The sequence below is a fragment of the Mycobacterium sp. NTMscope_MAC_269 genome, assembly GCF_976985695.1.
Genome location: NZ_OZ335668.1, coordinates 1,291,852 through 1,317,285, shown reverse-complemented (window position 1 = coordinate 1,317,285; position 25,434 = coordinate 1,291,852). Strand labels below are relative to the sequence as shown.

General features: G+C 69.4%; 20 protein-coding genes and 1 pseudogene. 12 read left to right on the top strand and 9 right to left on the bottom strand.

Annotation, left to right across the window (positions count from 1 at the left end):
- From ACZ50Z_RS06345 to ACZ50Z_RS06330, 4 genes are read left to right on the top strand one after another with little or no spacing between them, the layout of a single operon-like run.
- The gene (locus ACZ50Z_RS06345) at positions 1-363 is read left to right on the top strand and encodes a hypothetical protein (RefSeq protein WP_464482773.1); all 363 of its coding nucleotides are present in this window, start codon (positions 1-3) and stop codon (positions 361-363) included.
- Entirely contained in the window at positions 360-1,724 is a 1,365-nt protein-coding gene (locus ACZ50Z_RS06340; RefSeq protein WP_464482772.1) for a hypothetical protein, read from the top strand. Before ACZ50Z_RS06345 ends, ACZ50Z_RS06340 begins: the two co-directional genes overlap by 4 nt.
- Before the next feature lie 51 nt (positions 1,725-1,775).
- Entirely contained in the window at positions 1,776-3,959 is a 2,184-nt protein-coding gene (locus ACZ50Z_RS06335; protein WP_464482771.1) for an adenylate/guanylate cyclase domain-containing protein, read from the top strand.
- 10 nt (positions 3,960-3,969) lie between these two features.
- On the top strand, positions 3,970-5,382 hold the full coding sequence (locus tag ACZ50Z_RS06330) for a mechanosensitive ion channel domain-containing protein (protein ID WP_464482770.1): 1,413 nt from the start codon (positions 3,970-3,972) through the stop codon (positions 5,380-5,382).
- A 55-nt stretch (positions 5,383-5,437) separates the two neighbouring features.
- On the opposite strand, the gene ACZ50Z_RS06325 is transcribed toward ACZ50Z_RS06330, so the two are convergent.
- Genes ACZ50Z_RS06325 through ACZ50Z_RS06310 form a run of 4 tightly spaced genes read right to left on the bottom strand, consistent with a single transcriptional unit; the run spans position 5,438 to position 9,127 of the window.
- On the bottom strand, positions 5,438-5,944 hold the full coding sequence (locus ACZ50Z_RS06325) for a 2'-5' RNA ligase family protein (RefSeq protein ID WP_464482769.1): 507 nt from the start codon (positions 5,942-5,944) through the stop codon (positions 5,438-5,440).
- Positions 5,944-6,624 (bottom strand): dethiobiotin synthase, encoded by a 681-nt coding sequence (gene bioD / locus ACZ50Z_RS06320; RefSeq protein ID WP_464482768.1) that lies wholly within the window; start codon positions 6,622-6,624, stop codon positions 5,944-5,946. Before bioD ends, ACZ50Z_RS06325 begins: the two co-directional genes overlap by 1 nt.
- 9 nt (positions 6,625-6,633) lie before the next feature.
- Positions 6,634-7,791, bottom strand: coding sequence for an 8-amino-7-oxononanoate synthase (locus ACZ50Z_RS06315; protein ID WP_464482767.1), 1,158 nt, complete (start codon positions 7,789-7,791; stop codon positions 6,634-6,636).
- A 25-nt stretch (positions 7,792-7,816) separates the two neighbouring features.
- Positions 7,817-9,127, bottom strand: a complete 1,311-nt coding sequence (locus ACZ50Z_RS06310; RefSeq protein WP_464482766.1) for an adenosylmethionine--8-amino-7-oxononanoate transaminase — start codon at positions 9,125-9,127, stop codon at positions 7,817-7,819.
- A 62-nt stretch (positions 9,128-9,189) separates the two neighbouring features.
- Between ACZ50Z_RS06310 and ACZ50Z_RS06305 the strand changes: the two genes are divergently transcribed.
- The 7 genes and pseudogenes from ACZ50Z_RS06305 to ACZ50Z_RS06275 all read left to right on the top strand — a co-directional run bounded on the left by ACZ50Z_RS06305 (position 9,190) and on the right by ACZ50Z_RS06275 (position 19,721).
- Positions 9,190-9,654: a hypothetical protein gene (locus ACZ50Z_RS06305; RefSeq protein ID WP_464482765.1), complete on the top strand. Its 465-nt coding sequence runs from the start codon at positions 9,190-9,192 to the stop codon at positions 9,652-9,654.
- Positions 9,655-10,008: 354 nt separating this feature from the next.
- Positions 10,009-10,692, top strand: a pseudogene (gene ripD, locus ACZ50Z_RS06300) (NlpC/P60 family peptidoglycan-binding protein RipD); the annotation flags it as partial.
- 313 nt (positions 10,693-11,005) lie between these two features.
- Positions 11,006-13,192, top strand: coding sequence for an acyltransferase family protein (locus ACZ50Z_RS06295; protein WP_464482764.1), 2,187 nt, complete (start codon positions 11,006-11,008; stop codon positions 13,190-13,192).
- Between the two features lie 59 nt (positions 13,193-13,251).
- Positions 13,252-15,462 (top strand): glycogen debranching protein GlgX, encoded by a 2,211-nt coding sequence (gene glgX / locus ACZ50Z_RS06290; RefSeq protein ID WP_464482763.1) that lies wholly within the window; start codon positions 13,252-13,254, stop codon positions 15,460-15,462.
- A gap of 3 nt (positions 15,463-15,465) precedes the next feature.
- Positions 15,466-17,775 (top strand): malto-oligosyltrehalose synthase, encoded by a 2,310-nt coding sequence (gene treY, locus ACZ50Z_RS06285; protein WP_464482762.1) that lies wholly within the window; start codon positions 15,466-15,468, stop codon positions 17,773-17,775.
- Complete coding sequence (gene treZ / locus ACZ50Z_RS06280) at positions 17,768-19,519, top strand: malto-oligosyltrehalose trehalohydrolase (protein ID WP_464482761.1); 1,752 nt, start codon at positions 17,768-17,770, stop codon at positions 19,517-19,519. The genes treY and treZ overlap by 8 nt, the downstream gene beginning before the upstream one ends.
- Before the next feature lie 37 nt (positions 19,520-19,556).
- Complete coding sequence (locus tag ACZ50Z_RS06275) at positions 19,557-19,721, top strand: hypothetical protein (RefSeq protein ID WP_464482760.1); 165 nt, start codon at positions 19,557-19,559, stop codon at positions 19,719-19,721.
- A 7-nt stretch (positions 19,722-19,728) separates the two neighbouring features.
- On the opposite strand, the gene ACZ50Z_RS06270 is transcribed toward ACZ50Z_RS06275, so the two are convergent.
- Positions 19,729-21,057, bottom strand: a complete 1,329-nt coding sequence (locus tag ACZ50Z_RS06270; RefSeq protein WP_464482759.1) for an aminotransferase class I/II-fold pyridoxal phosphate-dependent enzyme — start codon at positions 21,055-21,057, stop codon at positions 19,729-19,731.
- 40 nt (positions 21,058-21,097) lie between these two features.
- Between ACZ50Z_RS06270 and ACZ50Z_RS06265 the strand changes: the two genes are divergently transcribed.
- The gene (locus ACZ50Z_RS06265) at positions 21,098-21,769 is read left to right on the top strand and encodes a pyridoxamine 5'-phosphate oxidase family protein (RefSeq protein WP_464482758.1); all 672 of its coding nucleotides are present in this window, start codon (positions 21,098-21,100) and stop codon (positions 21,767-21,769) included.
- A gap of 2 nt (positions 21,770-21,771) precedes the next feature.
- Here the strand turns inward: ACZ50Z_RS06265 and ACZ50Z_RS06260 are convergent, their stop codons facing one another.
- The 4 genes from ACZ50Z_RS06260 to ACZ50Z_RS06245 form a co-directional block, all read right to left on the bottom strand.
- Positions 21,772-22,677: a phosphatase PAP2 family protein gene (locus ACZ50Z_RS06260; protein ID WP_464482757.1), complete on the bottom strand. Its 906-nt coding sequence runs from the start codon at positions 22,675-22,677 to the stop codon at positions 21,772-21,774.
- A gap of 16 nt (positions 22,678-22,693) precedes the next feature.
- Positions 22,694-23,986, bottom strand: coding sequence for a threonine ammonia-lyase (ilvA, locus tag ACZ50Z_RS06255; RefSeq protein WP_464482756.1), 1,293 nt, complete (start codon positions 23,984-23,986; stop codon positions 22,694-22,696).
- A gap of 38 nt (positions 23,987-24,024) precedes the next feature.
- A complete protein-coding gene (locus ACZ50Z_RS06250; protein ID WP_464482755.1) occupies positions 24,025-24,462 on the bottom strand; it encodes a nitroreductase family deazaflavin-dependent oxidoreductase in 438 nt (145 codons plus the stop codon).
- Positions 24,463-24,612: 150 nt separating this feature from the next.
- Positions 24,613-25,389: a DUF6065 family protein gene (locus ACZ50Z_RS06245; protein WP_464482754.1), complete on the bottom strand. Its 777-nt coding sequence runs from the start codon at positions 25,387-25,389 to the stop codon at positions 24,613-24,615.
- Positions 25,390-25,434 lie beyond the last annotated feature (45 nt).

Sequence of the window (25,434 nt, the reverse complement as noted above, 5' to 3'; positions counted from 1 at the left end):
ATGACGATGCGTGGCTCTCTCCTTGCGGCGTGGCTGGCGGCGCTGGTCTGGGGCCTGGTCGCCTGCGGCGGATCCACCAACACCTCGCCGGCGGCGCCCCTGGTCATCGACGTGACCATCGCCAACGGACAGGTGACCCCGACCAACGCCACGCTGCAGGCCAAGGTGCGCCAGAAAATCACCCTGCACGTGACCAGCGATGCCACCGACGAACTGCACGTACATTCGACGCCCGATCACAAGTTCCAGATCGCGGCGGCACCCCACCAGACGTTCGAGTTCGCCGTCGACGTGCCCGGCAATGTCGCGGTGGAACTGCACCATCTCGACCGCACCATCGCCACCATCCAAGTGCAGCCGTGACCTCCGCCCCCGCGGCGGTGGTGCTCGCGCATGGGCTCGGCGGGTCGGGCGACCTCCCGGTGCCGTACGCCTACGCGATGGTCGGCGCGGCATGGGCGCTGACGTTCACGTTCGCCCTGGTCGCCTTCGCATGGCGACAGCCCCGGTTCGATCCACTGAAGCCGGGCAAGTCCTTGCCGGCTGCGCTGACGACATTCGTCGACGCCCGGGCCACTCGCTGGGTGGCGGCGGCGCTGGCGCTGGTGTTTGCGCTGTGGGCGGTGGCGGCCGGGATCTGGGGTCCCGAGTCGGAGTCCAATGCGCTGCTCGGCGCGTTCTATGTGCTGCTGTGGGTCGGGTTGGTGGCGCTGTCGTTGACCCTGGGCCCGGTGTGGCGGGTGATCTCACCCATGCGCACCGTGTATCTGCTGCTGCGGCGCATCACCCCCGGGCGCCTTGGGCGTCCGCGGTTGTCCTACCCGGAGGGCTGGGGCTACCGGCCCGCCGCGGTCGGCCTGTTCGCCTTCGTCTGGATGGAGCTGGCCAGCCCGAACCCGGCGTCGCTGCCGTGGATCAGGACGTGGATCGCGGCCTACGCGGTGCTGATGCTCGCCGGCGCCTGGTTGTGCGGGCAGCGCTGGCTGGCGCGCGCCGACCCGTTCGGCGTGTACAGCATGGCCGTCTCCCGGCTCTCACCGTTTCGCCGCAACCGCGAGACCGGACGAATCGTCGTCGGGAACCCGCTCGACCATCTGCCGTCGCTGCCGGTGCGCCCGGGTGTCGTCATGCTGCTGGCGGTGCTGCTCGGGTCCACGGCGTTCGACAGCTTCTCGTCGTCGCCGACCTGGCGCGGCTTCGCCGATCGGCTCACGCGGGACTTCGGCGCCTCCCCCTCCCTAGCGTCGTCGGTGCTGCGCACCCTCGGGCTCATCGTGTTCGTTTCCGTTGTGGCGGTGACGTTTTCGTTGGCCGCGCGCGCCACCGGCGGCGTGGACCGCGAGCGACGGCGCGCGCTGCCGGGCCAGATGGCGCATTCGTTGATCCCGATCGTGGTCGGCTACATCTTCGCGCACTACCTGTCCTATCTGGTGGAGCGCGGACAGCAGGCGGTGTTCGCGCTGGCCGACCCGTTCGGCCGCGGCTGGAACCTGTTCGGCCTGGCGCACTTACACGTGGCCTACGTGTTGTCCATGCACCCGCCGGTGCTGGCCGCGATCAAGGTGACCTGCGTGGTCACCGGGCACATCGTCGCGGTGATCGCCGCCCACGACAAGGCCTTGCGACTGCTGCCCGCCGGCCATCAGCTCACCGGGCAGCTGACCATGATGCTGGTGATGGTCGGCTACACCTTCACCGGTTTGTATCTGCTCTTCGGTGGGTAGGCGTTGCGGCGTGCGCTCCTACGTAACGCGATCCCTCGCCGAACTCGATTGATGTCGCGGCGCTCGACCGAGCCGGTCTTCCCGGACGAGCAGAACCCGGCCCGAAAGAAGTGGCGTCGCCCGCGAGGGCTGTCCCGAATCAGCATTCAGTCCAAAGTGATGCTGATGCTGCTGGTGTCCAGCCTGGCGTCGCTGGGGGTGATCGGAACGGTCGAGTACGTCGCGGCCCGCAACGCGCTGGTGCCCGCGGCTTCCGAGCGGATGACCCAGATGCGCGCGGCGCAGAAGCGGGCCATCGAGACGCTGTTCTCGGACCTGTCGGATTCGCTGGTCGTCTACAGCCACGGAACCACCGCACTCGACGCGGTGCACGAATTCACCGCCGGCTTCGACCAGTTGGCCAACGCCCCCGTGGACCCCGGGCAGCAACGCGCGCTGGTGGACTTCTACAACGAGAGGCTGATCGCACCGATCGAGCGCGACACCGGCACGAAGCTGGCCCTCGACGCCGTGTTGCCCCGCAACAACTCACAGAAGTACCTGCAGGCGCACTACACCGTGGCGGCGAGTCGGTCCCCGAATCAGATGGGCGCCGCGCCCGACGACGCCGGCGACGGCAGCGCCTGGTCGGCCGCCAACGCGCGGTTCAACGACTACTTTCGCGAAATCGCGACCCGATTCGAATACCGGGATGCGCTGCTGCTGGACACCCGTGGCAACGTGGTCTACAGCGTGCGGAAATCCGCGTCCCTCGGTACCAACGTCCGCACCGGGCCCTATCGCCAATCCAACCTGCGTGACGCCTACGAGAAGGCGATGGCCGCCAACTCGGTGAATTTCGTGTGGATCACCGACTTTGCGCCCTACCAGGCTCAACTCGGTCAGCCCATCGCGTGGTTGACCGCACCCATCGGTCCGCCCGGCAGCGCGGCCGGGGTGCTGGCCCTGCCCCTGCCGATCGCCAAGGTGAATCGGATCATGACCGCCGACAGGCAGTGGAAAGCCGCGGGCATGGGCGACACCGCCGAAACCTATCTCGCCGGACCCGACAACCTGATGCGCTCCGATTCGCGGTTGTTCCTCGAGGACCCGCAGCGCTACAAACGCGAGGCGGTCGCGGCCGGAACCCGGGCCGACGCCGTCGACACGGCGATCAGGTGGGGTGGCACCACGCTGGTACAGCCCGTGGCCACCGCGGCCGTGCGTGCCGCGCAACGCGGCGAGACCGGAACCCTCACCGACACCAGCTATCTGGGCCGGCGCGAACTCGCGGCCTACGCCCCGTTGTCGGTGCCCAATTCCGACCTGCACTGGTCTATCGTCGCCACCCGGGAAACCGCCGAGGCCAACGCCCGGGTCATGTCGCTCACCCGGACGCTCGTGATCACCACCACCGCAATGGTCTTCGTGATCTGTGTGGCGGCACTGCTGGTCGCACAGATCTTCGTGCGGCCCATCCGCAGGTTGCAGGCCGGCGCCCAGGAGATCGGTGCCGGCAACTACGACGTCGCGATCCCCGTCACCTCCCGCGACGAAATCGGTCAACTCACCGCCTCTTTCAACGAGATGAGCCGCAACCTGCAGATCAAGGAAGAGCTACTGGGCGAACAACGCAAGGAAAACGACCGGCTGCTCGGGTCGCTGATGCCCGAACCGGTTGCACGGCGTTACCGCGAGGGCGAACAGACGATCGCCGAGGAGCACCAGGACGTCACCGTCCTCTTCGCCGACCTCGTCGGCCTTGACGAGATCTCAGGCAAGCTTTCCGGGCGCGAACTGGTCGGCATCGTCGACGAGCTGGTCCGAGAACTCGACTCGGCGGCCGAATCCCTTGGTATCGAGCCGATTCGCACACTGCACAACGGCTACCTCGCCAGCTGCGGCCTGAATTTCCCCCGCCTGGACAGCGTCCACCGCACCGTCGAGTTCGCCGTCGAGATGAAGGACATCATCGCGCGCTTCAACGCCAGGACGGGCTACCACCTGGACCTGCGGGCCGGCATCAACACGGGAAACGTGATCAGCGGACTGGTCGGACGATCCAGCATCGTCTACGACATGTGGGGCGCGGCGGTCAACCTGGCTCATCAAACACGCAGCAGCACAACGCAAACGGGGATCTTTGTCACCTCGACGGTGTACGAGGTGCTGCACGACATCCGCCAATTCACGCCGGCGGGCACCGTCACCGTCGCCGGCGTCGAACAGCAGATCTGGAAGTTGTCGGAAGGATAAGGGCAGGGCCGTGACATCCTTGGACTCGCCATCGCTGTACTGGGCCGCCGGTGTGGTCGTCGGCCTGCCGCTGCTGCTGATCGCCCTCACCGAATGGCATCAGAGCCTGGCACGCAAGAACAGCCCGCTGGCCGGGCCCGCGTTCCTGTTGCGCACTTACGTGATCCCGCTGGGCGCCCTGCTGGTACTGCTGGTCAACGTGGCGCGGATGCCGTCCCAGTTGACGTCGGTGCGCGTTCTGGCCACGGTGTTCGGTTTCGTGGTGTTGGTTCTGCTGCTGTCCGGGCTCAACGCGACCATGTTCGAGGGCGCACCGCAAGGGACATGGCGCCAACGGATTCCGGGCATCTTCCTCGACGTCACCCGCTTCGTGCTGATCGGGATCGGGCTGGCGGTCATCTTCTCCTACGTGTGGGGCGTGCGGGTCGGCGGCCTTTTCACCGCGCTGGGTGTCACCTCGGTGGTGATCGGGCTGATGCTGCAGAATTCGGTCGGCCAAATCGTGTCGGGGCTTTTCATGTTGTTCGAACAGCCGTTCCGGATCGGCGACTGGCTGGACACGCCCGCGGCCCGAGGCCGGATCGTGGAGGCGAACTGGCGTTCCGTTCACATCCAGACCGGCCGCGGGCTACAGATCACCCCGAACTCGGTGCTGGCCACCACCTCGTTCACCAATCTCAGCCGCCCGCCCGGCGGCCACCAATTAGCAATCACCACAACGTTTTCCGAGGCCGACCCGCCCGACCGGGTCTGTGCGCTGCTGGAACGGGTGGCCAACGCGCTGCCGCAGCGCAGGCCCAACACGGTGGCCGCTGCGGCGCCCGCAGGCGGCGCCGAGTATCACCTCACCGTCGGATTGAGGTCGCCCGCCGACGATTCCGCCGCGCAAGCGACGTTCCTGCGTTGGCTCTGGTACGCCGCGCGACGCGAGGGCCTGCGCCTCGACGGCGCCGACGACGACATCTCCACGACCGAGCGCATCGAGCGGTCCATCAGGACGGTGGTGGCTCCGGCGTTGCGCCTGAGTCAACCGGATCAGCAGGCCTTGGGAGCGCACGCCAGAATCGTTCGCTACGGGGCGAACGAGATCGTCGAGCACGCCGGCCGGGTTCCCGACAAGATGACGTTCTTGATCGCCGGCGGCGTGCGGTTGACCGCCACCGCCAAGGACGGGACGGCGGTCGCAGTCGGTGGCCTCGACGAAGGCTCGTTCCTGGGAGTGACCGCGCTGACCCGCCAACCCAACCTTTCCGATGCGCAGGCGATCGACGAGGTGACCGCGCTGGAGATCGATCGCGATCACCTTGTCGAACTGGTGACAAGCAAACCCCTGCTACTGCAAGACCTGGGCCGCACCATCGACGAGCGGCGCGCCAGGGTGCACGAGGCCATGGCACCGGAAGGCGTACTGTCGCGCGCCTAGTCAGATGGTGGCGACCCGCTGCACCCGGCTCCGCCGCGCTTGCGATCGCCACCAGTCAGATCAGGTGCTCGACCTTCTTGTTGCCGTCCCAGCGGCGCAAACCCACGAAGCTGCCCTCGATTTGGGCGGGCCGGCCCGCGATGCGCAACGCCCGGCCGAGCTGAGCGCCGCCGACCCGGCGGGCGATCGTCACGTGGGCGGTCCACTGACCCGGCAGGCTGTTGGGCATCGGGCCGGGCGACAAATACGGCCGGCACGCCCCGTGCACCTCGGCGTGCAGGGCCAGCAGCTCACCGGTCGGCACCACGAGCCGCGCGAAAACGGCGCTGGCGCGGCCGAACAACACCGGCGCGCCGACCAGGCAGCCCAGCGGCAGCCGATCGCTCACCGGGGCCAGCAGCGCGTCGACGTCGGCGGCGATGCCTTCGGCGACCGCCAGCGTCACGTGCGGCCGGCTGGCCGGCGCCTGGCTGGGAATTCCCGCCGCCGCCAACGTTTCCCAGATGGTCCGGATCGCGGCCTCGGTGTCGCGATCGAAGATCAGCTCGATGGAGTGGACCATCAGCCGGCCAGCGCGGTGACCCAGTCGCGGTCGAAGGCGTCGACGCACAGCGCCGCGAAGCCGTCCGCGCCCATCGACGCCGCCCCCGCGGGCAGCGCGGCGCGCACCGCGGCCAGCCGGGCCAGCGCGGACCGATTGGACGTCTCCACCACCCCCGGCTGCCGGGGCCAGGAGCCGATCACCAGCCCGGCGCACGAAAGATTATGCGCGGCAAGTGATTCCAGCGTCAACGAGGTGTGATTTAGGGTGCCCAGCGACGGGCTGACCACCACCAGCACCGCGGCGCCCAGCGCGACGGCGAGATCGCGTGCGGTGACGCCGTTTTCGCCGAGTTCGACCAGCAGTCCGCCGGCGCCCTCGACCAGCGTCAGCCGCCCCGGCCGGTCCAACTCCCCGATGAGGGCCAGCAGCTGTTCGCGGGTGGGCAACGGCATCCCAGCCTGCTCGGCCGCCGCGACCGGCGCCAGCGGCTGCGGATACCGGGCGAACCCGGCGAGCTCCGACACCCCCGACAGCCGGCCCACCTCCGCGAGGTCGTCGTCGCCGGAGTCGGTGCCGGTCTGCACCGGTTTGCACACCGCGACGTCGATGCCTGCCTGGCGGGCGTGACACGCCAGCGCCGCGGTGACGACCGTCTTGCCGACGCCGGTGTCGGTGCCGGTGACAACCAGGACCGTCACCGATGTGACCTAACCAAGCCCGGCGAGCACGTCGGTCAGCACCCGGCGCGCGACATCCAGCTCGTCGGCGTCCAACGACGCGCGCGCGGTCAGCCGCAGCCGCGAGGTGCCGGCGGGCACCGTCGGCGGGCGGAAGCATCCGACGCGCACACCGGCGTCCAGGCAGGCGGTCGCGGCGGCCACCGCCACGTCGGGGTCGCCGAGGATCACCGAGACCACCGCCGACTGCGGCACCTCGCGCACCCCGCAGACCTCGGCCAGGATGCCGGCATGGCGCAGCACCGCGTCGGCACGCCACGGCTCTGCCCGCAGCACCGACAGCGCGGCGCGCGCGGCACCCGCCGCCGCCGGGGCCAGGCCGGTGTCGAAGATGAACGTGCGCGCCGCGTCGATCAGGTGGGCGCGCACCGACGCCGGGCCGAGCACCGCGCCGCCCTGGCTGCCCAGCGCCTTGGACAGCGTGGTGGTCATGACCACGTCGGGCGCGCCGGCGAGCCCGACCTCGTGCAGCAGCCCGCGCCCGCCGCCGCGCACCCCGAGGCCGTGCGCCTCATCGACGATGAGCAGGGCACGGTGGCGGCGACACACGTCGTGCAGTTCCCGCAGCGGCGCCAGCGCGCCGTCGGTGGAAAACACCGACTCGGTGATGACGACCGCGCGTTCCTCGTCGCGTGTCCGCAGCGCCGCCTCGACGGCACCGAGGTCGCGGTGCGGCGTCACCGCCACCCGCGCCCGCGACAGCCGGCAGGCGTCGACCAGCGAGGCGTGCGAAAACTCGTCGGAGACCAGCAGTGAACCCCGGCCGGACAGGGCGACGACGGCCCCCAGATTGGCCGCGTATCCCGAGGAGAACAGCAGCCCCGCGGCCGCCCCGACGTAGCCGGCGAGCTCGGATTCGAATTCCTCGTGCAGTTCGGTGTCGCCGGTGACCAGGCGGGACCCGGTCGCCCCGGCGCCCCACATGCGCAGCGCGGCGACCCCGCCGTCGATCACGTCGGGATGTTGGGACAGCCCCAGGTAGTCGTTGGAGGCCAGGTCCAGCTCGGTGGCCACCGCCGGGCGCGGCCGCAGCGCGCGGCGCAACCCGGCCTCGCGGCGCTGCCGTTCCACCGCCTCCAGCCAGGCCAGCGGGGAAACCTCGATCGGTGCCTGCGGGGAGGCGTTCATAGGGGTTCAGCCTAGTGGCGGGTCGTCACTGCTCGCCGACGAGCCGGGCGACCTGCACCATCGCCGAGGTGATCCGGGAGATCTCGTCGGGCGTGCAAATGTAGGGCGGCATCGCGTAGACGAGGTTGCGAAACGGGCGCAGCCAGACGCCGTGGTCCAGCGCCACCGGGGTGGCGATGGCCAGGTCGACGGGCTTGGCGCATTCGATGACGCCGATCGCCCCGCGCACGCGGACGTCGGTCACGCCGGGCAACGCGCGGGCGGGTTCGAGCCCGGCGGCCAGCCCGGCGGCGATCTCGGCGACCCGCGCACGCCAGTCCTGCCCGAGCAGCACCTCGACGCTGGCCACCGACACCGCGCACGCCAGCGCGTTGGCCATGAACGTGGGCCCATGCATCAGCGCGCCGGCCTCGCCGCCACTGATGGCCTGCGCGATGTCGGTGGTGCACAGGGTGGCGGCCAGGCTCAGGTATCCGCCGGTCAACGCCTTGCCGACGCACATGATGTCGGGGCTGACGCCGGCGTGGTCGGCGGCGAAGAACTCACCGGTGCGGCCGAAACCGGTGGCGATCTCGTCGAAGATCAACAGCACGTCGTGGCGGCGGCAGATCTCGCGCAGGTCGCGCAGGTATCGCGGGTCGTGGAAGCGCATGCCGCCGGCGCCCTGCACCACGGGTTCGACGATTACCGCGGCCAGTTCGTCGGCGTGCCGGGCCAGTTGCGCCTCGAAGGCCGCACTGTAGGCGGCGTCGTAGTCACGCGGCACCTGCGGGGCGAACACCTGGCGGACCAGGATGTCGGTCCACAGCGAATGCATGCCACCGTCGGGGTCGCAGACGCTCATCGGGGTGAAGGTGTCGCCGTGGTAGCCGCCGCGCCAGGTCATCAGCCGGTGCTTGCCGGGCCGGTGGAGGCTGCGCCAATACTGCAGCGCCATCTTCGCCGCCACCTCGACCGACACCGACCCGGAGTCGCTGAAGAAAACGGTCTCCAGCCCCGCCGGGGTGATCTCGACCAACAGCTGGGCCAGCCGGGCCGCGGGTTCGTGGGTCAGCCCGCCGAACATGACGTGGTTCATCGCGCCGAGCTGGGCGGACAGGGCCGCGTCCAGGACCGGGTGGCCGTGCCCGTGGATCGCGGTCCACCAGGAACTCATGGCGTCCAGCGCCTCGACGGGCTCGCCGTCGCGGATCAGGGTCAACCGGGCGCCGCGCGCTGCGATGGCGACGACGGGTGCAATGGATTCGGCGCCGATCGTGCTGTATGGATGCCAGAGGTGCTTGGCGTCGATCGCGCTGATCTGCTCGGGCGTCAGCCCGGCCTTGGCCGCGGGCATAGTGATCGAGGGTAAAGCAGCCGATTCGCGCAAAACCGGGCCGTCGGGAAGCATGGGACATCATGGCCACGCCGCACCGGCCCGACAGCGTCGGGCCCGAACCCGCGTCGGAAGCCGGCTGGTCCACGGAAGCCCAGCGTCCGCTGGCGGATTACGACACCGAAGCGCCCCGGGTGATCCGGGTTCGGCTGGCGGTGTGGGACGTCGTCTGCACCGTCACCCTGCTGGTCCTGCTGGCCGTGCTGGCCACGGCGACCACCTGGCCGTCGCGGCTTTTCGGCTTCCTGGCGAATGTCTGCGCGGACGAAACCTGCGGGCCGGTTCCCTTTGGGCTGGATCTCTACATCCACCCGGTGGTGTGGGGCGGGATCGGGGCGGCCCTGACCGCCGCGGTCATCGGGCCGGTCGTGTCCATCCTGAAGGGCTGGTACATGTCGTTCTGGCCGGTTCTGGCCCTGGCGCTGGTGATGGTGAGCTCGGCGGCGGGATCGATGCTGACCCTGTTCAGCGAACGCTATTGGCTCTGACCGGGCCGCCGTCACCGTCCCGTGACGGCGGCGCTGCGGCTGGCCGTCTCAAAGCCGGCTGAGACCGAAATCACAACTGCGCATACGGGATTGGGGCACACCAGTCACCGTCCGGTCACGGTACGACAAAAAATCCCCCGGGGACTGGCGGCTAACACCTTACTGTTGTCAAAGTGGCTGTTGTGACTGATGTGAATACGCTCGTCTGACGGGCCGGTTCACTTCGCAAGTGCCATGAACGGCGCGGCCCCAGCGTGGGGGCCGGCGCGCGGTTCATGAACCGGGGGCGGACGCGCGAGGTCACCGCGTCGAGGCCCCACGAGCGCCTGGAAAGGCCAGGGAAAGGCCAGAAAAATGAAACGCATCTACGCCTTCGCGATCGGTTTGGCCCTGCTCGGGGCGCCGATGGTGGTTCCCACCATCGCAACCGCCGACCCGGGCGCCAGGTCGATGGACTATCAGCAGGCCACCGACGTGGTGATCGCCCGCGGTCTGTCGCAGCGCGGCGTGCCGTTCTCCTGGGCCGGCGGCGGCATCAACGGCCCCACCCGCGGCACCGGTACCGGCATCAACACCGTGGGTTTCGACGCCTCGGGGCTGATGCAGTACGCGTACGCCGGCGCCGGCGTCAAGCTGCCGCGTTCCTCCGGAGCGATCTACCGGGTCGGCCAGAAGGTGCTGCCGCAGCAGGCCCGCAAGGGTGACCTGATCTTCTACGGCCCCGAGGGCACGCAGAGCGTCGCGATGTACCTGGGCAACAACCAGATGCTCGAGGTCGGTGACGTCGTGCAGGTCTCGCCGGTGCGCGCCAACGGCATGACCCCCTACATGGTCCGCATCCTCGGGGCTACGGCGACGATGCCGCAGGCCCCGACGCAGCAACTGCCCACCCAGCAGGCGCCGACGCAGCAAACGCCAGGGCAACAGGCCCCGGCGCAGCAGTCGCCGTTCACCCAAGCACCGCAGCAGCAACTGCCCACCCAGCAGGCGCCGCTTCAGCAGGTTCCGGCCCAGCAGGCCCCGACCCAACAGGCCCCACTGCAGCAGGCCCCGACCCAGCAGACCCCGCTGCAGCAGGTCCCGACCCAGCAGACCCCGCTGCAGCAGGTGCCTACCCAGCGCGCCCCGCTGCAGCTGGCGCCGACGCAGCAAGCGCCGTTGCAGCAGGCCCCCTTGCAGCAGGCGCCCGTGCAGGCGCTGCCCACCCAGCAGGCCCCGTTGCAGCCCGCGGGCGCCGGTCTCACCCGGTAATTCCCCCGGTCGTCCGCTGCCTTCCGACACCCGCCACTTGCTCCCCCGCCGCGCGCGGTCGGGAACGGGTGGCGGGTTTTGGGTAAATTAGCGGTCGATCATGCAGACCCCGATACCTTCTCGCGCACCGGTCGCCGCCGCCGATCCGGGCGGCTCGGGGACGCCCGCTGCGCGATCGTGGGGATCGCAGGGGTTCTATCGCGACGACCTCGACGGCTTGCGCGGCATCGCGATCGCGCTGGTCGCCGTGTTCCACGTCTGGTTCGGCCGGGTCTCCGGCGGCGTCGACGTGTTCCTGGCCCTGTCCGGATTCTTCTTCGGCGGCAAAGTCATTCGCGCCGCGTTGAACCCCGCGGTGACCTTGTCGCCCGTGGCCGAGGTGATCCGGCTCATCCGTCGCCTGGTCCCGGCCCTCGTCGTAGTGCTGGCCGGATGCGCGCTGCTCACCATCTTGGTTCAGCCGGAAACCCGCTGGGAGGCCTTCGCCGACCAAAGCCTCGCCAGCCTCGGCTACTACCAGAACTGGGAGCTGGCCAACACCGCGTCGGACTACCTGCGCGCCGGCGAGGCCGTCAGCCCTCTGCAGCACATCTGGTCGATGTCGGTGCAGGGCCAGTTCTACGTCAGCTTCCTCGTGCTGATCGCCGGACTGGCCTACCTGTTCGGGCGTCCGCTGGGCGCCCGGCTCAAGACCCTGTTCCTGGTGGTGCTGAGCGCGTTGACGGTGGCGTCGTTCGTCTACGCAATCGTCGCGCACCAGGAGAACCAGACGGCCGCCTATTACGACAGCTTCGCCCGCGGCTGGGAGTTGTTGCTGGGCGCGCTGGTCGGAGCGCTGGTGACCCGCATCCGCTGGCCCATGTGGTTGCGCACGCTGTTGGCCACCGTCGCGCTGGCCGCGGTGCTGTCGTGCGGGGCCCTGATCAACGGCGTGCGCGAGTTCCCCGGCCCGTGGGCCCTGGTGCCCGTCGGCGCCGCCATGCTGTTGATCCTCGTCGGCGCCGGGCCGGCGGGCGACGGCGGCGCCGAGGGTAGGTTGCCGCTGCCCAATCGGCTGCTGGCGACGCGCCCGCTCGTCGAGCTGGGTGCAATGGCGTATGCGCTCTACCTCTGGCACTGGCCGCTGCTCATCTTCTGGCTGTCCTACACCGGCCACAAGCACGCCACCTTCCTCGAAGGCGCGGTGCTGCTGGTAGTCTCCGGCGTGCTGGCATACCTGACCAACCGGCTCGTCGAGGACCCGCTGCGTTATCGCGCCTCGTCGAAGGCGACACCCCGGCCGGCCGCGCCGACCACCCGCTGGCTGGCCCGCCTCCGGCGGCCGACGCTGGTGCTGGGGTCGGCGGTGGTGCTGTTGGGCGTGACGCTGACGGCGACGTCGTTTACGTGGCGTCAACACGTCACGGTGTTGCGCTCGGCCGGCAAGGAGCTCAGCGTCCTCAACCCGCAGGACTATCCCGGCGCGCGGGCCCTGACCGAACACGTGCGCGTGCCGAAGCTGCCGATGCGGCCCACCGTCTTGGAGGTCAAACAAGACCTGCCCGCCTCGACCAAGGACGGGTGCATCAGCGACTTCGTCAACCCCGCGGTGGTCAACTGCACCTACGGCGATGCGGCCGCCGCCCGCACGATCGCGCTGGCGGGCGGGTCGCACGCCGAGCACTGGCTGCCCGCGCTGGACATGCTGGGCAAGCTGCATCACTTCAAGGTCGTGACGTACCTCAAGATGGGCTGCCCGCTGTCGACCGCGCAGGTCCCGCTGATCATGGGCAACAACGCCCCCTACCCCCAGTGCCGCCAATGGGTGCAAGAGACGATGACCAAACTGGTCACCGACCGGCCCGACTACGTGTTCACCACCACCACCCGGCCGTGGAATATCAAGTCCGGCGACGTGATGCCCGCCACCTACATCGGCATCTGGCAAACGTTGTCCGACAACAACATTCCCATCCTCGGGATGCGAGACACCCCGTGGCTGGTGAAGAACGGACAGCCGTTCGACCCGGCGGACTGCCTGGCCAAACGGGGCGCCACCGCGCAATCGTGCGCGATCAAGCGGTCCGACCTGCTGTCCGACCGCAACCAGACCCTCGACTTCGTCGCGCAGTTCCCGCAGCTCAAGGTGCTCGACATGTCCGACGCGGTGTGCCGCGCCGACGTCTGCCGCCCTGTCGAGGGCAACATCCTGGTCTACCACGGCGCCCACCACCTGTCCCCCACCTACATGCGGACCATGGCACCCGAACTGGGCCGCCAGATCGCCGACAACACCGGCTGGTGGTGAGCCGCCCCGCGGACCGCCGTACGTTCGTGAGCGCCCCGCCGCGCGGATAAGGTCGAAAGGTGCTCACCGACAACTCCGCTTCAGAATCAGGCGGTCACCAACAACCCAAACTCGCCACCGTCTGGCCGGGAAACCCCTATCCGCTCGGGGCGTCCTACGACGGGGCCGGCACCAACTTCTCCCTGTTCTCCGAAATCGCCGAGAAGGTCGAGCTGTGTCTGATCGACCACCGGGGCGGCGAGTCGCGGATTCCCTTGGAGGAGGTGGACGGATACGTCTGGCACGCCTATCTGCCCAACATCAACCCGGGCCAGCGCTACGGGTTTCGCGTCTACGGCCCGTTCGATCCGGGCGCCGGTCACCGGTGTGACCCGAGCAAGCTGTTGCTCGACCCGTACGGCAAGGCTTTTCACGGCGATTTCACGTTCGGACAGGCGCTGTTCTCCTACGACCTGAAGGCCTTCAAGGAGAGGGACCCCGAGGGACCCAACGCCGACGGGGCCGACCCGGGAACTCCCCCGATGGTCGACTCGCTGGGGCACACCATGACCAGCGTGGTGAGCAACCCGTTCTTCGACTGGGGATCGGACCGCGCCCCGCTGACCCCGTACCACGAAACCGTGATCTACGAGGCGCATGTCAAGGGCATGACCCAGAACCACCCCAGCATCCCCGAGGAGCTGCGGGGCACCTACGCCGGCCTGTCCCACCCGGCGATCATCGACCACCTCAAGTCGCTCAGCGTCACCGCCATCGAGCTGATGCCGGTGCACCAGTTCATGCACGACTCGCGACTGCTGGACCTGGGGTTGCGAAACTATTGGGGCTACAACACCTTCGGGTTCTTCGCCCCGCACAACCAATACGCCGCCAACCGCAACTCGAGCGTCGCGGAGTTCAAGTCCATGGTGCGCAGCTTCCACGAGGCGGGCATCGAGGTGATCCTCGACGTCGTCTACAACCACACCGCCGAGGGCAACCACCTCGGCCCGACCATCAATTTCCGCGGCATCGACAACGCCGCCTACTACCGGCTCGTCGACACCGACCTGCGGTTGTACAAGGACTACACCGGCACCGGCAACAGCCTCAACCCGCGCCACCCGCACGTGCTGCAACTGATCATGGACTCGCTGCGCTACTGGGTCACCGAGATGCACGTCGACGGGTTCCGCTTCGACCTGGCCGCCACGCTGGCCCGCGAACTGCACGACGTCGACCGGTTGAGCGCGTTCTTCGATCTGGTGCAGCAGGATCCGATCGTCAGCCAGGTCAAACTGATCGCCGAGCCATGGGACGTCGGCGAGGGCGGTTATCAAGTCGGAAATTTCCCGGGTTTGTGGACCGAGTGGAACGGGAAGTATCGCGATACTGTGCGCGATTACTGGCGGGGCGAGCCCGCAACCCTGGGTGAGTTCGCCTCCCGGCTGACCGGGTCGTCGGACCTGTACGAGGCGACCGGGCGGCGTCCCAGCGCCAGCATCAACTTCGTCACCGCGCACGACGGCTTCACACTGGGCGACCTGGTGTCCTACAACGAAAAGCACAACATGGCCAACGGGGAGGACAACCGGGACGGCGAAAGCCACAACCGTTCGTGGAACTGCGGTGTCGAAGGCCCCACCGACGATCCCGACATCAACGAGCTCCGCCACCGCCAGATGCGCAACTTCTGGGCCACGCTGATGGTCAGCCAGGGCACGCCGATGATCGCCCACGGTGACGAATTCGGGCGCACCCAGAACGGCAACAACAACGTTTACTGCCAGGACTCCGAATTGTCTTGGATGGACTGGTCTTTGGTCGACAAGAACTCCGACCTGCTGGCATTCGCGCGCAAGGTGACCACCTTGCGCAAGCAGCATGCGGTGTTCCGCCGGCGCCGGTTCTTCGAGGGTGAACCGATCCGAAGCGGCGACGAGGTGCGCGACATCGCCTGGCTGAATCCCAGTAGCCGCGAGATGACACACGAGGATTGGGGCGAAAGTTTTCACAAGTGCGTGGCCGTTTTTCTCAACGGTGACGCCATCTCCGCGCCGAACGCCCGCGGGGAGCGCGTCGTCGACGACTCATTTTTGTTGTGCTTCAACGCCGGCGACGAACCGGTGGAATTCTCGATGCCGGCCGACGACTATGCCCGGGAGTGGACGGTGGAACTGGACACCAACGAACCGACGGGCCTCAAAGAGGGGGTCAACCAGGTGGTGACCGCCGAAGAGAAGGTGTCGCTTCCCTCACGCTCGTTGCTCATCCTGCGTAAGACTCTGTGACGCATGGCTTTACCCATCCTGTCCACCTATCGGCTGCAGCTGCGTGGTGAAGCGAGTGGGTCCGCGTTCACCTTCGCCGACGCGGAAAACCTGCTGGACTACGTCGACGACCTCGGGGTGACGCACCTGTACCTGTCGCCGATCATGACCGCGACCACCGGGTCCAGCCACGGCTACGACGTCACCGACCCCACGACGGTCTCCCCCGAGCTCGGCGGCCGCGACGGGTTGGCGCGCCTGTCGGCGGCGGCCCGGGAGCGTGGCCTCGGCCTGGTCGTCGACATCGTGCCCAACCACGTCGGCATCGATCAGCCCCGGCAGAACCCCTGGTGGTGGGATGTCCTGCAGAACGGCCGTTCTTCGCCCTACGCAACGTTTTTCGACATCGACTGGGACCTGGGCCCCGACGGCCGCATCGTGCTGCCGGTGCTGGGCTCCGACGACGACGCCGACGACCTGACCGTCGACGGTGACCTGTTGCGCCTGGGTGATCTGGCGCTGCCGATAGCGCCCGGCACCGCCGGGGGCACGGGCCCCGAGGTGCACCATCGCCAGCACTACCGGCTGGTGGGCTGGAAAAACGGCGTGTGCGGCTACCGCCGGTTCTTCTCGATCACGTCGCTGGCGGGGCTGCGCCAGGAAGACCGCGCGGTCTTCGACGCCACCCACGCCGAGGTCGGTCGGTGGTTCGCCGAGGGACTCGTCGACGGTGTGCGCATCGATCACCCCGACGGCCTGTCCGATCCGTGCGGTTATCTGGCGTGGTTGCGCGAGTTGGTCGGCCCGTCGGCCTGGATCGTGATCGAGAAGATCCTGGCCGTCGACGAGGCGCTCGAGCCCACCCTGCCGGTCGGCGGCACGACCGGTTACGACGTGCTGCGGGAGATCGGCGGCGTCTTCCTGGATCCGCAGGGCGCCCCGGCGCTCACCGCGCTGGTGGAGTCCTCCGGCGTGGACTACGACGCGTTGCCGGACATGTTGGCCGACCTCAAGATCCGTTCGGCCACCGACACGTTGGCCAGTGAGCTGGCCCGGCTGCGCCGCAGCATCGTGGCCGCCGCCGGCGCAGATCACCCGCTGCTGCCCGAGGCGGTGGCCGCACTGCTCACCCACCTCGGGGTCTACCGCAGCGACTACCCCGGCCTGGTCGCCTTGCTACCCACCGCGCTGGCCGAAACCGAGGCGGCCGCACCGGAATTGGGCCCGGCGCTGCAGGTGCTCACCGCCGCGCTGGCCCGCGGCGGCGAGCCGACCACCCGGCTGCAGCAACTGTGCGGGGCCGTCACCGCCAAGTCTGTCGAGGACTGTCTGTTCTACCGCGACGCCCGGCTGGTGTCGCTGAACGAGGTGGGCGGCGAGCCGCATCGCTTCGGGGTCGGCGCGGCCGAGTTTCATCACAGCGCGGCCACGCGCGCCCGGTTGTGGCCGCAGACCATGACGACGCTGACCACCCATGACACCAAACGCGGCGAGGACGTGCGCGCCCGCATCGGGGTGTTGTCCCAGGTGCCATCGCTGTGGACCGAGTTCGTCGCCCGGTGGGAGATCGACGCGCCCTCCCCCGACCCCGCGACCGGACAGTTTCTGTGGCAGAACATCTTCGGGGTGTGGCCGGTCAGCGGCGAGGTTACCGGCGAGCTGCGCGACCGGCTGCACGGCTACGCGGAGAAGGCCATCCGGGAAGCGGCCTGGCACACCTCGTGGAACGACCCCGATACCACCTTCGAGGGCGCAATACACCGATGGCTGGACACGGTGCTCGACGGCCCGGTGGCCGGTCAGTTGACCGAGCTTGTCGCGCAACTGAACCCGCACGCCGCCAGTGACGCGCTGGGCCAGAAGCTGCTGGCGCTGACCGTGCCAGGGATACCGGACGTCTACCAGGGCACCGAGCTGTGGGACGACAGCCTGGTCGACCCGGACAATCGCCGCCCGGTCGATTACGCGGCCCGGCGCGCCGCCCTGCAGGCGCTTGAGCATCCGAAGATCCGGGTCGTCACCACGGCGCTGCGCGTGCGCCGCGCCCACCCGGACAGCTTCCTGCGCGGGGACTACGTCCCGGTGCTGGCCGACGGCGACGCGGCCGAACACATCCTGGCCTTCCGCCGCGGCTCAGCTGGCGGAGACATCGTGGTCGCGGTGACCCGCTGGACCGTACGGCTGGCCGAAACCGGCTGGGGCAACACCGTGTTGCCGCTGCCCGATGGCACCTGGAAGGACACGCTCACCGGGGCCGTCGCGGACGGGCCGACGTCGGCGGCCCAACTGTTCGCCGACCTGCCCGTCGCGCTGCTGGAGCGCCACCATGACTGAATTCCGCGTTTGGGCCCCCAAGCCCGAACGGGTCCGCCTCGACGTCGACGGCCGGGTGCACGCGATGACGCGGTCGAACGACGGCTGGTGGCACGCCGAGGTCGACACCGCCCCGGACGCCCGCTACGGATACCTGCTCGACGACGACCCCACCGTGCTGCCCGACCCGCGTTCCCCGCGCCAGCCCGACGGCGTGCATGCCCGCTCGCAGCTGTGGGACCCGGCCGCCACGACCTGGACCGACACCGGTTGGGCCGGACGGTCGGTCGAAGGCGCGGTGATCTACGAGCTGCACCTGGGCACGTTCACCGCGGCGGGGACGCTGGACGCCGCGGTCGACAAGCTGGACTATCTGGTGGATCTCGGCGTCGACTTCGTCGAGCTGATGCCGGTGAATTCCTTTGCCGGCAGCCATGGTTGGGGTTATGACGGGGTGCTGTGGTACAGCGTGCACGAACCCTACGGAGGTCCCGACGCGCTGGTGCGCTTCGTCGACGCCTGCCACGCGAAGGGTTTGGGCGTGCTGATCGACGCGGTGTTCAACCACCTCGGCCCGTCTGGCAATTACCTGCCGCGGTTCGGCCCCTACCTGTCCTCGGCGAGCAATCCGTGGGGTGAGGGCATCAACATCGCCGACGCCGACTCGGATGAGGTCCGCCGCTACATCATCGGCTGCGCGTTGCGCTGGATGCGTGATTTTCATGCCGACGGCCTGCGGCTGGACGCCGTCCACGCGCTGGTGGACACCACCGCCATCCACATCCTCGAGGAACTTTCCACCGAAACCGATTGGCTGGCACAGCAGTTGGGCCGGCCCCTGTCGCTGATCGCCGAGAGCGATCTGAACGACCCGCGGCTGATCACCGCGCGCGAGCGCGGCGGCTACGGCCTGACCGCGCAATGGGCCGACGACATTCATCACGCCATCCACACCGCGGTGTCCGGCGAGCGCCAGGGCTACTACGCCGACTTCGGCAGCCTGGCCACCCTCGCGCACACGCTGCGGCAGGGCTTCCTTCACGCCGCGACCTATTCGTCGTTCCGGCATCGCCGCCACGGCCGGCCGCTGGACACCGGAGCTGTTCCGGCCACCCGGCTGGTCGCCTACACCTGCACGCACGATCAGGTCGGCAACCGCGCCCTGGGCGATCGCCCGTCCCAGAACCTGACCGGCGGCCAGCTGGCCGTCAAGGCGGCCTTGACGCTCGGAACACCGTATACCGCAATGCTTTTCATGGGTGAGGAATACGCCGCCTCCACGCCGTTCCAGTTCTTCAGCTCCCATCCCGAGCCGGAGCTGGCCCGGGCCACCGCCGAGGGACGCAAGGCCGAGTTCGCCGAGCACGGCTGGGACGCCTCAAAGAAGGGAGAGATCCCCGACCCCCAGGACCCCGAGACGTTCGCGCGCTCCAAGCTGGACTGGGACGAGGTCGACACCGGCGAACACGCCCGCCTGCGCCGGCTGTATCGCGACCTGATCGCGTTGCGCCGCACCGACCCCGACCTCGCCGACCCCTGGCTGCAGCACCTCACCGTCGACTACGACGAGGACCAAGGCTGGATCGCGCTGTCGCGCGGGCGGTTGCGCATCGTGTGCAACCTGGGCGTCGAGCCGGTGCGCGTGCCGGTCACCGGCGACGTCGTGCTGGCCTGGGATGAGCCGGCCGTCGACGCCGACGGCACTGTGCTGCAAGGTCATTCGTTCGCCATCCTCGCCGGGGCCGCAGCGCCTGTGGATAACTGAGTGGCGGCCGCGCGGGGTCGCCCCCGATGATGCGGCCATGAGTCATTCTGAATTCGGTCACAGACTGCGGCGGATCTGCCCGCACAAGCCAACGCGCCGCGGCCTCACCACTCGGCGCCCCGTGCGCCGCGACACACCGCCCCATCCGACCATCGAGCTGCTGTGGACCGGCCCCGGGCCCGGCGACGACGAGACAGCCTGACCTGCGGCTACACGATCGGCCGGCCGGCGGGGCGGACCGCCTGGGCGACCGCGTCGGCGAGCGGATCGATCTCCTCGGGCGCCAGGTCCGAGATCGTGAGGCGGATGCCCGCCGGCGTCTGCATGCGGAACCGGGCACCCGGCGCCGCCGCCCAGCCCGCGCCGAGCAGGCGTGAGATCGCGACCGCTTCGTCGGGAACCGGAACCCACACGTTGAGCCCGGAACGCCCGTGCGCGTCGAGACCGCGCTCGGCCAGGGCGCCGCACAGCCGCGACCGGCGGTCGGCGTAGTGCCGCTCGGCGCCGGCGACCAGCTCGGATGCCGCGTCGTCGGACCACAGGCCGACGGCCAGCCGCTGCAAAAAGTGGCTCACCCAGCCCGGCCCGAGTCGCAGGCGGCCGTGCACGCGCTCGACGGTCCGGTGGTCGCCTGCCAGGACGGCCACGCGCAGGTCCGGGCCGTAGGCCTTGGACGCCGAGCGCACAAACGCCCAGTGGGTGGTGCACCCGGCCAGGGTGTGTAGCCCGACGCCGGCGATGCCCGCGCAGTGATCGTCCTCGACCAGCAGCAGGTCGTCGGCCCGGCGGGCCAACACCTCGCGCAGTCGATCGGCGCGCTCCGCCGATAGCGCGGCGCCCGTCGGGTTCTGCGCACGGTTGGTCAGGACCAGCGCGCGCACTCCGCGCCCCACCACCCGGGCCAGGTCGGCGGGCAGCGGCCCGTCGTCGTCCACGCGCACGGGCTCGGCCGAAAGCCCTAGGGCTGCAAGAAGGTCGAAAAGGTTGGCCCAGCCCGGGTCCTCGATGGCGACCCGATCTCCGGGACGCAGATGCGCGCTGAGCGCGCGTTCGATGCCGTCCAGCGCGCCGCTGGTCACCGCCAGGTGATCGGCGGGCACACCGTCGGCGGACAACGCGCGGCGGGCGAACTCCTCCAGTGCCGGCGCGATGGCCGGTCCGCCGTAAAGCACCGGCTGAGCGGGCGCCGGGCCCGGTGCGGCCGCGCCCGCGATGGGCAGCAGGGCCGGGTTCGGGTTGCCGGTCGACAGGTCGCGCGCGCCCGCGGGCACCTCGAGCCCGAGCAGTGAACGCGGCGTGGTCGCCGGCCGGTCTCGCACCCGGGTGCCTCGGCGGCCGGCCGTCTCGACGGCCCCGCGATCGCGCAGCAGGCGGTAGGCCGCGGCGGCGGTGTTGGCGTTGACGCCGAGGCGGGTGGCCAGCTCGCGGACCGGCGGCAACGCGTCGCCGGGCGCCAGGGAGCCGGCCGAGATCGCCGCTTCGATGCTGGCGGCTATGGAATCCGCGCCGCTTCCGGTTATGCTGCTTTGTACTGGCACGCAATGCAGTATGTACTAGGACAAACTAAAGGGCAAATCCGTGGACACCGCATACCGACCGACCTCACGCACGACCCCGACCCGTTACCGGGAACGCGCGCGCTACGACCGCCGCACCGTCCACGAGATCCTCGACGAGGCGCTGATCTGCCATCTGGGCTACCTGAGCGCCGGCCGCCCGGTGGTCTTGCCGACGACGCATGCCCGGCGCGACGAGACGCTCTACCTGCACGGTTCGAGCGGCGGCGGCCCGCTGCTGGCGGCGAGAACGGCCGAAGCATCGGGCTCGGGCCTGCCCGTGTGCGTCACCGCCACCCTGATCGACGGGCTGGTGCTGGCGCGCTCGGCGATGCACCACTCGGTGAACTTCCGCTCGGTAATCGTGGTGGGTGATGCGCGCGTGGTCGATGACCCGGTAGAGAAATCGCGGGCGCTGGGCTGCCTGCTCGACCACATCGCACCCGGGCGCGCCGCCGACTGCCGGGCCCCCGATACCCGCGAGCTCGCCGCGACCGGGGTCCTGGCGCTCGACCTCGTCGAGGTCTCGGCCAAGGTGCGCAGCGGCCCCCCGGCCGACGATCCGCAGGATCTTGCGCTGCCCCACTGGGCCGGCGTGGTGCCGCTGAGCCTGACGGCCGGGACGCCGGTGCCGGCGCACGACCTCGATCCCGGCACTCCCGCGCCGCCGTACCTGGGGAAGCGCCGAGGCTGACCTCAGGCCCCCGGTTGCCGGTCGCGTGCGCGGCGGGCGTTGTCCCACCAGGTGCCGACGAGCACGACGGCGCCCGCCCAGGCCATGCCCAGCAGCCAGCCCGAGAGCACGTCGCTGAGGTAATGAACGCCCAGATAGACGCGTGAGTACCCGATCAGGAACGCCGAGCCGATCGCGATGGCCCAGACCGCCACGCGCCCGGTCCACCACGGGATCAGCCAGCGGGTCAGCACCCACGCGGAGATGACCATGATCGCCGCGGTGCCGGTGGCGTGTCCGGAAGGAAACGAATAGCCGTCCGCGTCGACGAGGGCGAACGGCAGGGCCGGGCGGTCTCGTCCCACCAGGGCCTTGGCGGTGAACAGCACCAGCGGAACCCCGGCGCCACACACCAGGGCGAGCACCACCGGCCGCCACGTCCGACACCGCCACCCGGCCACGAGGGAAATCGGCAGCGCGAGCGCGGTCAGAAACAGGGGGCCGCCCGCGACGGTGATCGTCCGCAGGACGGTGGTCAGCCACAGGTCGCGGTGGGTCGCGAGCCACCGGGTCACCGGATGGTCGATCACGGCGATGCCGTCGCCCTCGAGCACGTCGTCGAGCACTTCGGTGAAGCCGACCGCCAGCGTCACGACCACGGTTAGGCCGAGCAGCAAGGCGACGCCGGCGACCTCGCTCGCCGGCAATCGCGCGACCAGCGCCCGCCACCGGTCGCCGAACCGGTCGCGCACCCAGGTCAGCGCCTCGCCGATGACGGCGTTGCTGGACACTCTGTCCCACAGCCCTTGCAACAGGCGTCCGTGCCGGCCGACCCAGATCGCCGCCCACGCGAGCAGCACGAGCGAGGCGATGGTGGCGGCGCTGACCAGTCCGAAACCGGACGTACCCGGTCCATACGGCTCGTGCATGTATCGCGGCCCGGGGTTAGAGCAGCAGGTAGCGGTAGGCGGGCGACCCGGGTTTCAGGGTTTCGACGTGCAGCTCCGTGGCGCGCATCCGGGACAGCAGGCCGTCCAGGTCGGCCGAGGATCCCAGCTGGACGCCCACCAGCGCCTCGCCGGTCTCCCGGTTGTTGCGCTTGACGTACTCGAAGAGCGTGATGTCGTCGTCGGGTCCGAGCACCTCGTCGAGGAACCGGCGCAGGGCGCCGGGCTCCTGCGGGAAGTCGACCAGGAAGTAGTGCTTGAGGCCGAGGTGGACCAGCGAGCGCTCGAGCACTTCGCCGTAGCGCGAGACGTCGTTGTTGCCGCCGGAGATCAGACACACCACGGTCGAGCCGGGCTCGATATCGGCGTCCAGCAATCCCGTCACCGACAGCACGCCCGCGGGTTCGGCGATGATGCCCTCGTTTTGGTAGAGGTCCAGCATCGCGGTGCACACCGCTCCCTCGTCGACCGCGGTGATCGACACCATGTCGCCGGCGGCCGCCAGCGCGGCGTAGGTCAGGTCGCCGGCGCGGCGCACCGCGGCGCCGTCGACGAACTGGTCGACGTGGTCCAGCGTCACCGGCTCGCCGGCGGCCAGGGCGGCCATCATCGCCGCGGCGCCGGCCGGCTCGACGCCGAGCACCGAGGTGTTCTCGGTCCGCTCGGCGAGATAGCTGGTGATGCCGGCGATGCAGCCCCCACCGCCGACCGGGACCACCACCAGATCCGGTTCGGCCTCGAGTTGATCGAGCAGCTCGACCGCGATGGTGCCCTGGCCCGCGATGGTGCGCAGGTCGTCGTAGGGCGGGACCAGGGTGGCGCCGGTGCTTTCCACATCGGCCAGCGCGGCCTCGGCGGCAAGGTCGTAGGTCGTGCCGCCGACGATCAGGTCGATGAACTCGCCGCCGTGGTAGCGGATCCGGTCGCGCTTTTGCATGGGCGTCTTGGCGGGCACGTAGACGCGGCCGTGCACCTGCAACATCCGGCACGCGTAGGCGAACCCCTGGGCGTGGTTGCCCGCCGAGGAGCACACCACTCCGGCGGCCAGCTCCGTCTCCGATAGCTGAACCAGCAGGTTGTAGGCGCCGCGGAGCTTGTAGGAGCGCACGATCTGCAGGTCCTCGCGCTTGAGATAGACCTGCGCGCCGGTGAGGGCGGACAGCCGGTCGCTGAACTGCAACGGGGTCGGCGTCACGACGGCCGCGATCCGCTTGGCCGCGGTGTCGATGTCAGCCCCGGAAAGTAGGCGCAGGGGCGCGACGCTCGGGGGACGGCTCAATTCAGCGGACACTGATTAATGGTGCCATGCCAGCTGGCCAACTCCGGAATTCAGCCGACCGGGGTCAGCACGAACACCGGGATCTGGCGGTCGGTCTTGGTCTGATACTCGGCGTAGTCGGGCCACGCCTCGACAGCCCGCTCCCACCACGTCGCCTTCTCGTCGCCGAACACCTCGCGGGCCTCGTAGTCGCGGGTGACCGACCCGTCCTGCAGCTCGACCCGCGGATTCTTGACGATGTTGTGGTACCAGACCGGGTTTTTCGGTGCCCCGCCGAGCGAGGCGACGACGGCGTACTGGCCGTCATGCTCGACCCGCATCAGCGGTGTCTTGCGGAGTTTGCCGGTCTTGGCGCCGACCGTGGTCAGCAGGATGATCGGCTTGCCCTTCATGTCGGCGGCCTCGGCACCGCCCGAGGCGGCGTACTTGTCAGCTTGCTCGCGAGACCAATCCCAAGGCGATGGTTCGTACTCTCCTGAAAGCGGCATGCCACCAACTTTATGCGGGGGGCGCCGTCGCCGGCGGGCGGCTTGGCCACATTGGTCGCATCCGTCCCTCGGGTCACGGCCACGCAGGCATGCACGCAAGTGCCCGGCGGGGGGCGTGTGCCCGTGGGCGCACCGCGTGCCGATTCCGCGCTAGTCCCGGTTCTCGGGCCGCTGCGCCGCGAACGGACGAAGACGGCGCCGCGTCTGGTGGTCGTCGGCCCCGGACTCGCCGTCGCTGTGCCTGCCCCGGGTGTAGTCGCTCTGCCACGGCACCCGCTCGTCGGCGGCCGCCTCCTGCTCGCGCCCCAGCGCGCCGCGTGAGCCCAGGAAGTACTCGTGCTTGCGGTGCAGTTCTTCGTCGGACTCGATGGGCCGCAGTTCGGGGACGAACTCTTCCAGTTCGCCCCGACGCTGCGGAACGATCATGCAGATCGGCTCGTCGACCTCGAATCGCACCGGCATGAACTCGCGGGTGAATTTCCAGTTCATGCTGAAACTCGAACTGGACCAATCGGTTTCGACGATGCCTTCCAGCGGGGAGATGGCGTCCTTCGGATGGTTCGCCGGCCCGCGCACCAGCAGGTTGTAGCCCGGCGGGGTACGAAACAGCGTCGGCAGATGCCAGGTCAAGATGCCATAGCCGAAATGGCTGGAGGGCAGGAACTGGCCACTCTCGCGGGTGTCGGGGGCGATCATCACGCTGGTGCGGTCATCGCCGCCCATCCAGGTCGCGCTGAAGGCGTTGCGGTTGCGCACTTCCCAGCCGCTCTGATTGGCGATCAGCATCGGCAGGCACCGGTGCGGCCAGCCCTGACGCATCTCCGACATCCACGTGCGACCGATCGGCGCGGGCGTGATCTGCGGCGCGATCTCGTGGGTGATGTACCCGATCAGCGGGCGGGGCTGCCCAGTGGACTCGTCGCTCATCACATCCTCGCTTCACCGATAGGGCCAACGCACTATCGCGACCAA

Bases quoted from the DNA above. Each gene is read 5' to 3' on its own strand.
- ACZ50Z_RS06250 (WP_464482755.1), bottom strand. From the start codon at position 24,462: ATGCCGCTTTCAGGAGAGTACGAACCATCGCCTTGGGATTGGTCTCGC.
- ACZ50Z_RS06260 (WP_464482757.1), bottom strand. From the start codon at position 22,677: ATGCACGAGCCGTATGGACCGGGTACGTCCGGTTTCGGACTGGTCAGC.
- ACZ50Z_RS06275 (WP_464482760.1), top strand. From the start codon at position 19,557: ATGAGTCATTCTGAATTCGGTCACAGACTGCGGCGGATCTGCCCGCAC.
- ACZ50Z_RS06315 (WP_464482767.1), bottom strand. From the start codon at position 7,791: ATGAACGCCTCCCCGCAGGCACCGATCGAGGTTTCCCCGCTGGCCTGG.
- treZ (WP_464482761.1), top strand. From the start codon at position 17,768: ATGACTGAATTCCGCGTTTGGGCCCCCAAGCCCGAACGGGTCCGCCTC.
- treY (WP_464482762.1), top strand. From the start codon at position 15,466: ATGGCTTTACCCATCCTGTCCACCTATCGGCTGCAGCTGCGTGGTGAA.
- ACZ50Z_RS06295 (WP_464482764.1), top strand. From the start codon at position 11,006: ATGCAGACCCCGATACCTTCTCGCGCACCGGTCGCCGCCGCCGATCCG.
- ACZ50Z_RS06305 (WP_464482765.1), top strand. From the start codon at position 9,190: ATGGCCACGCCGCACCGGCCCGACAGCGTCGGGCCCGAACCCGCGTCG.
- ACZ50Z_RS06335 (WP_464482771.1), top strand. From the start codon at position 1,776: ATGTCGCGGCGCTCGACCGAGCCGGTCTTCCCGGACGAGCAGAACCCG.
- ACZ50Z_RS06345 (WP_464482773.1), top strand. From the start codon at position 1: ATGACGATGCGTGGCTCTCTCCTTGCGGCGTGGCTGGCGGCGCTGGTC.
- ACZ50Z_RS06325 (WP_464482769.1), bottom strand. From the start codon at position 5,944: ATGGTCCACTCCATCGAGCTGATCTTCGATCGCGACACCGAGGCCGCG.
- ACZ50Z_RS06245 (WP_464482754.1), bottom strand. From the start codon at position 25,389: ATGAGCGACGAGTCCACTGGGCAGCCCCGCCCGCTGATCGGGTACATC.
- ACZ50Z_RS06310 (WP_464482766.1), bottom strand. From the start codon at position 9,127: ATGCCCGCGGCCAAGGCCGGGCTGACGCCCGAGCAGATCAGCGCGATC.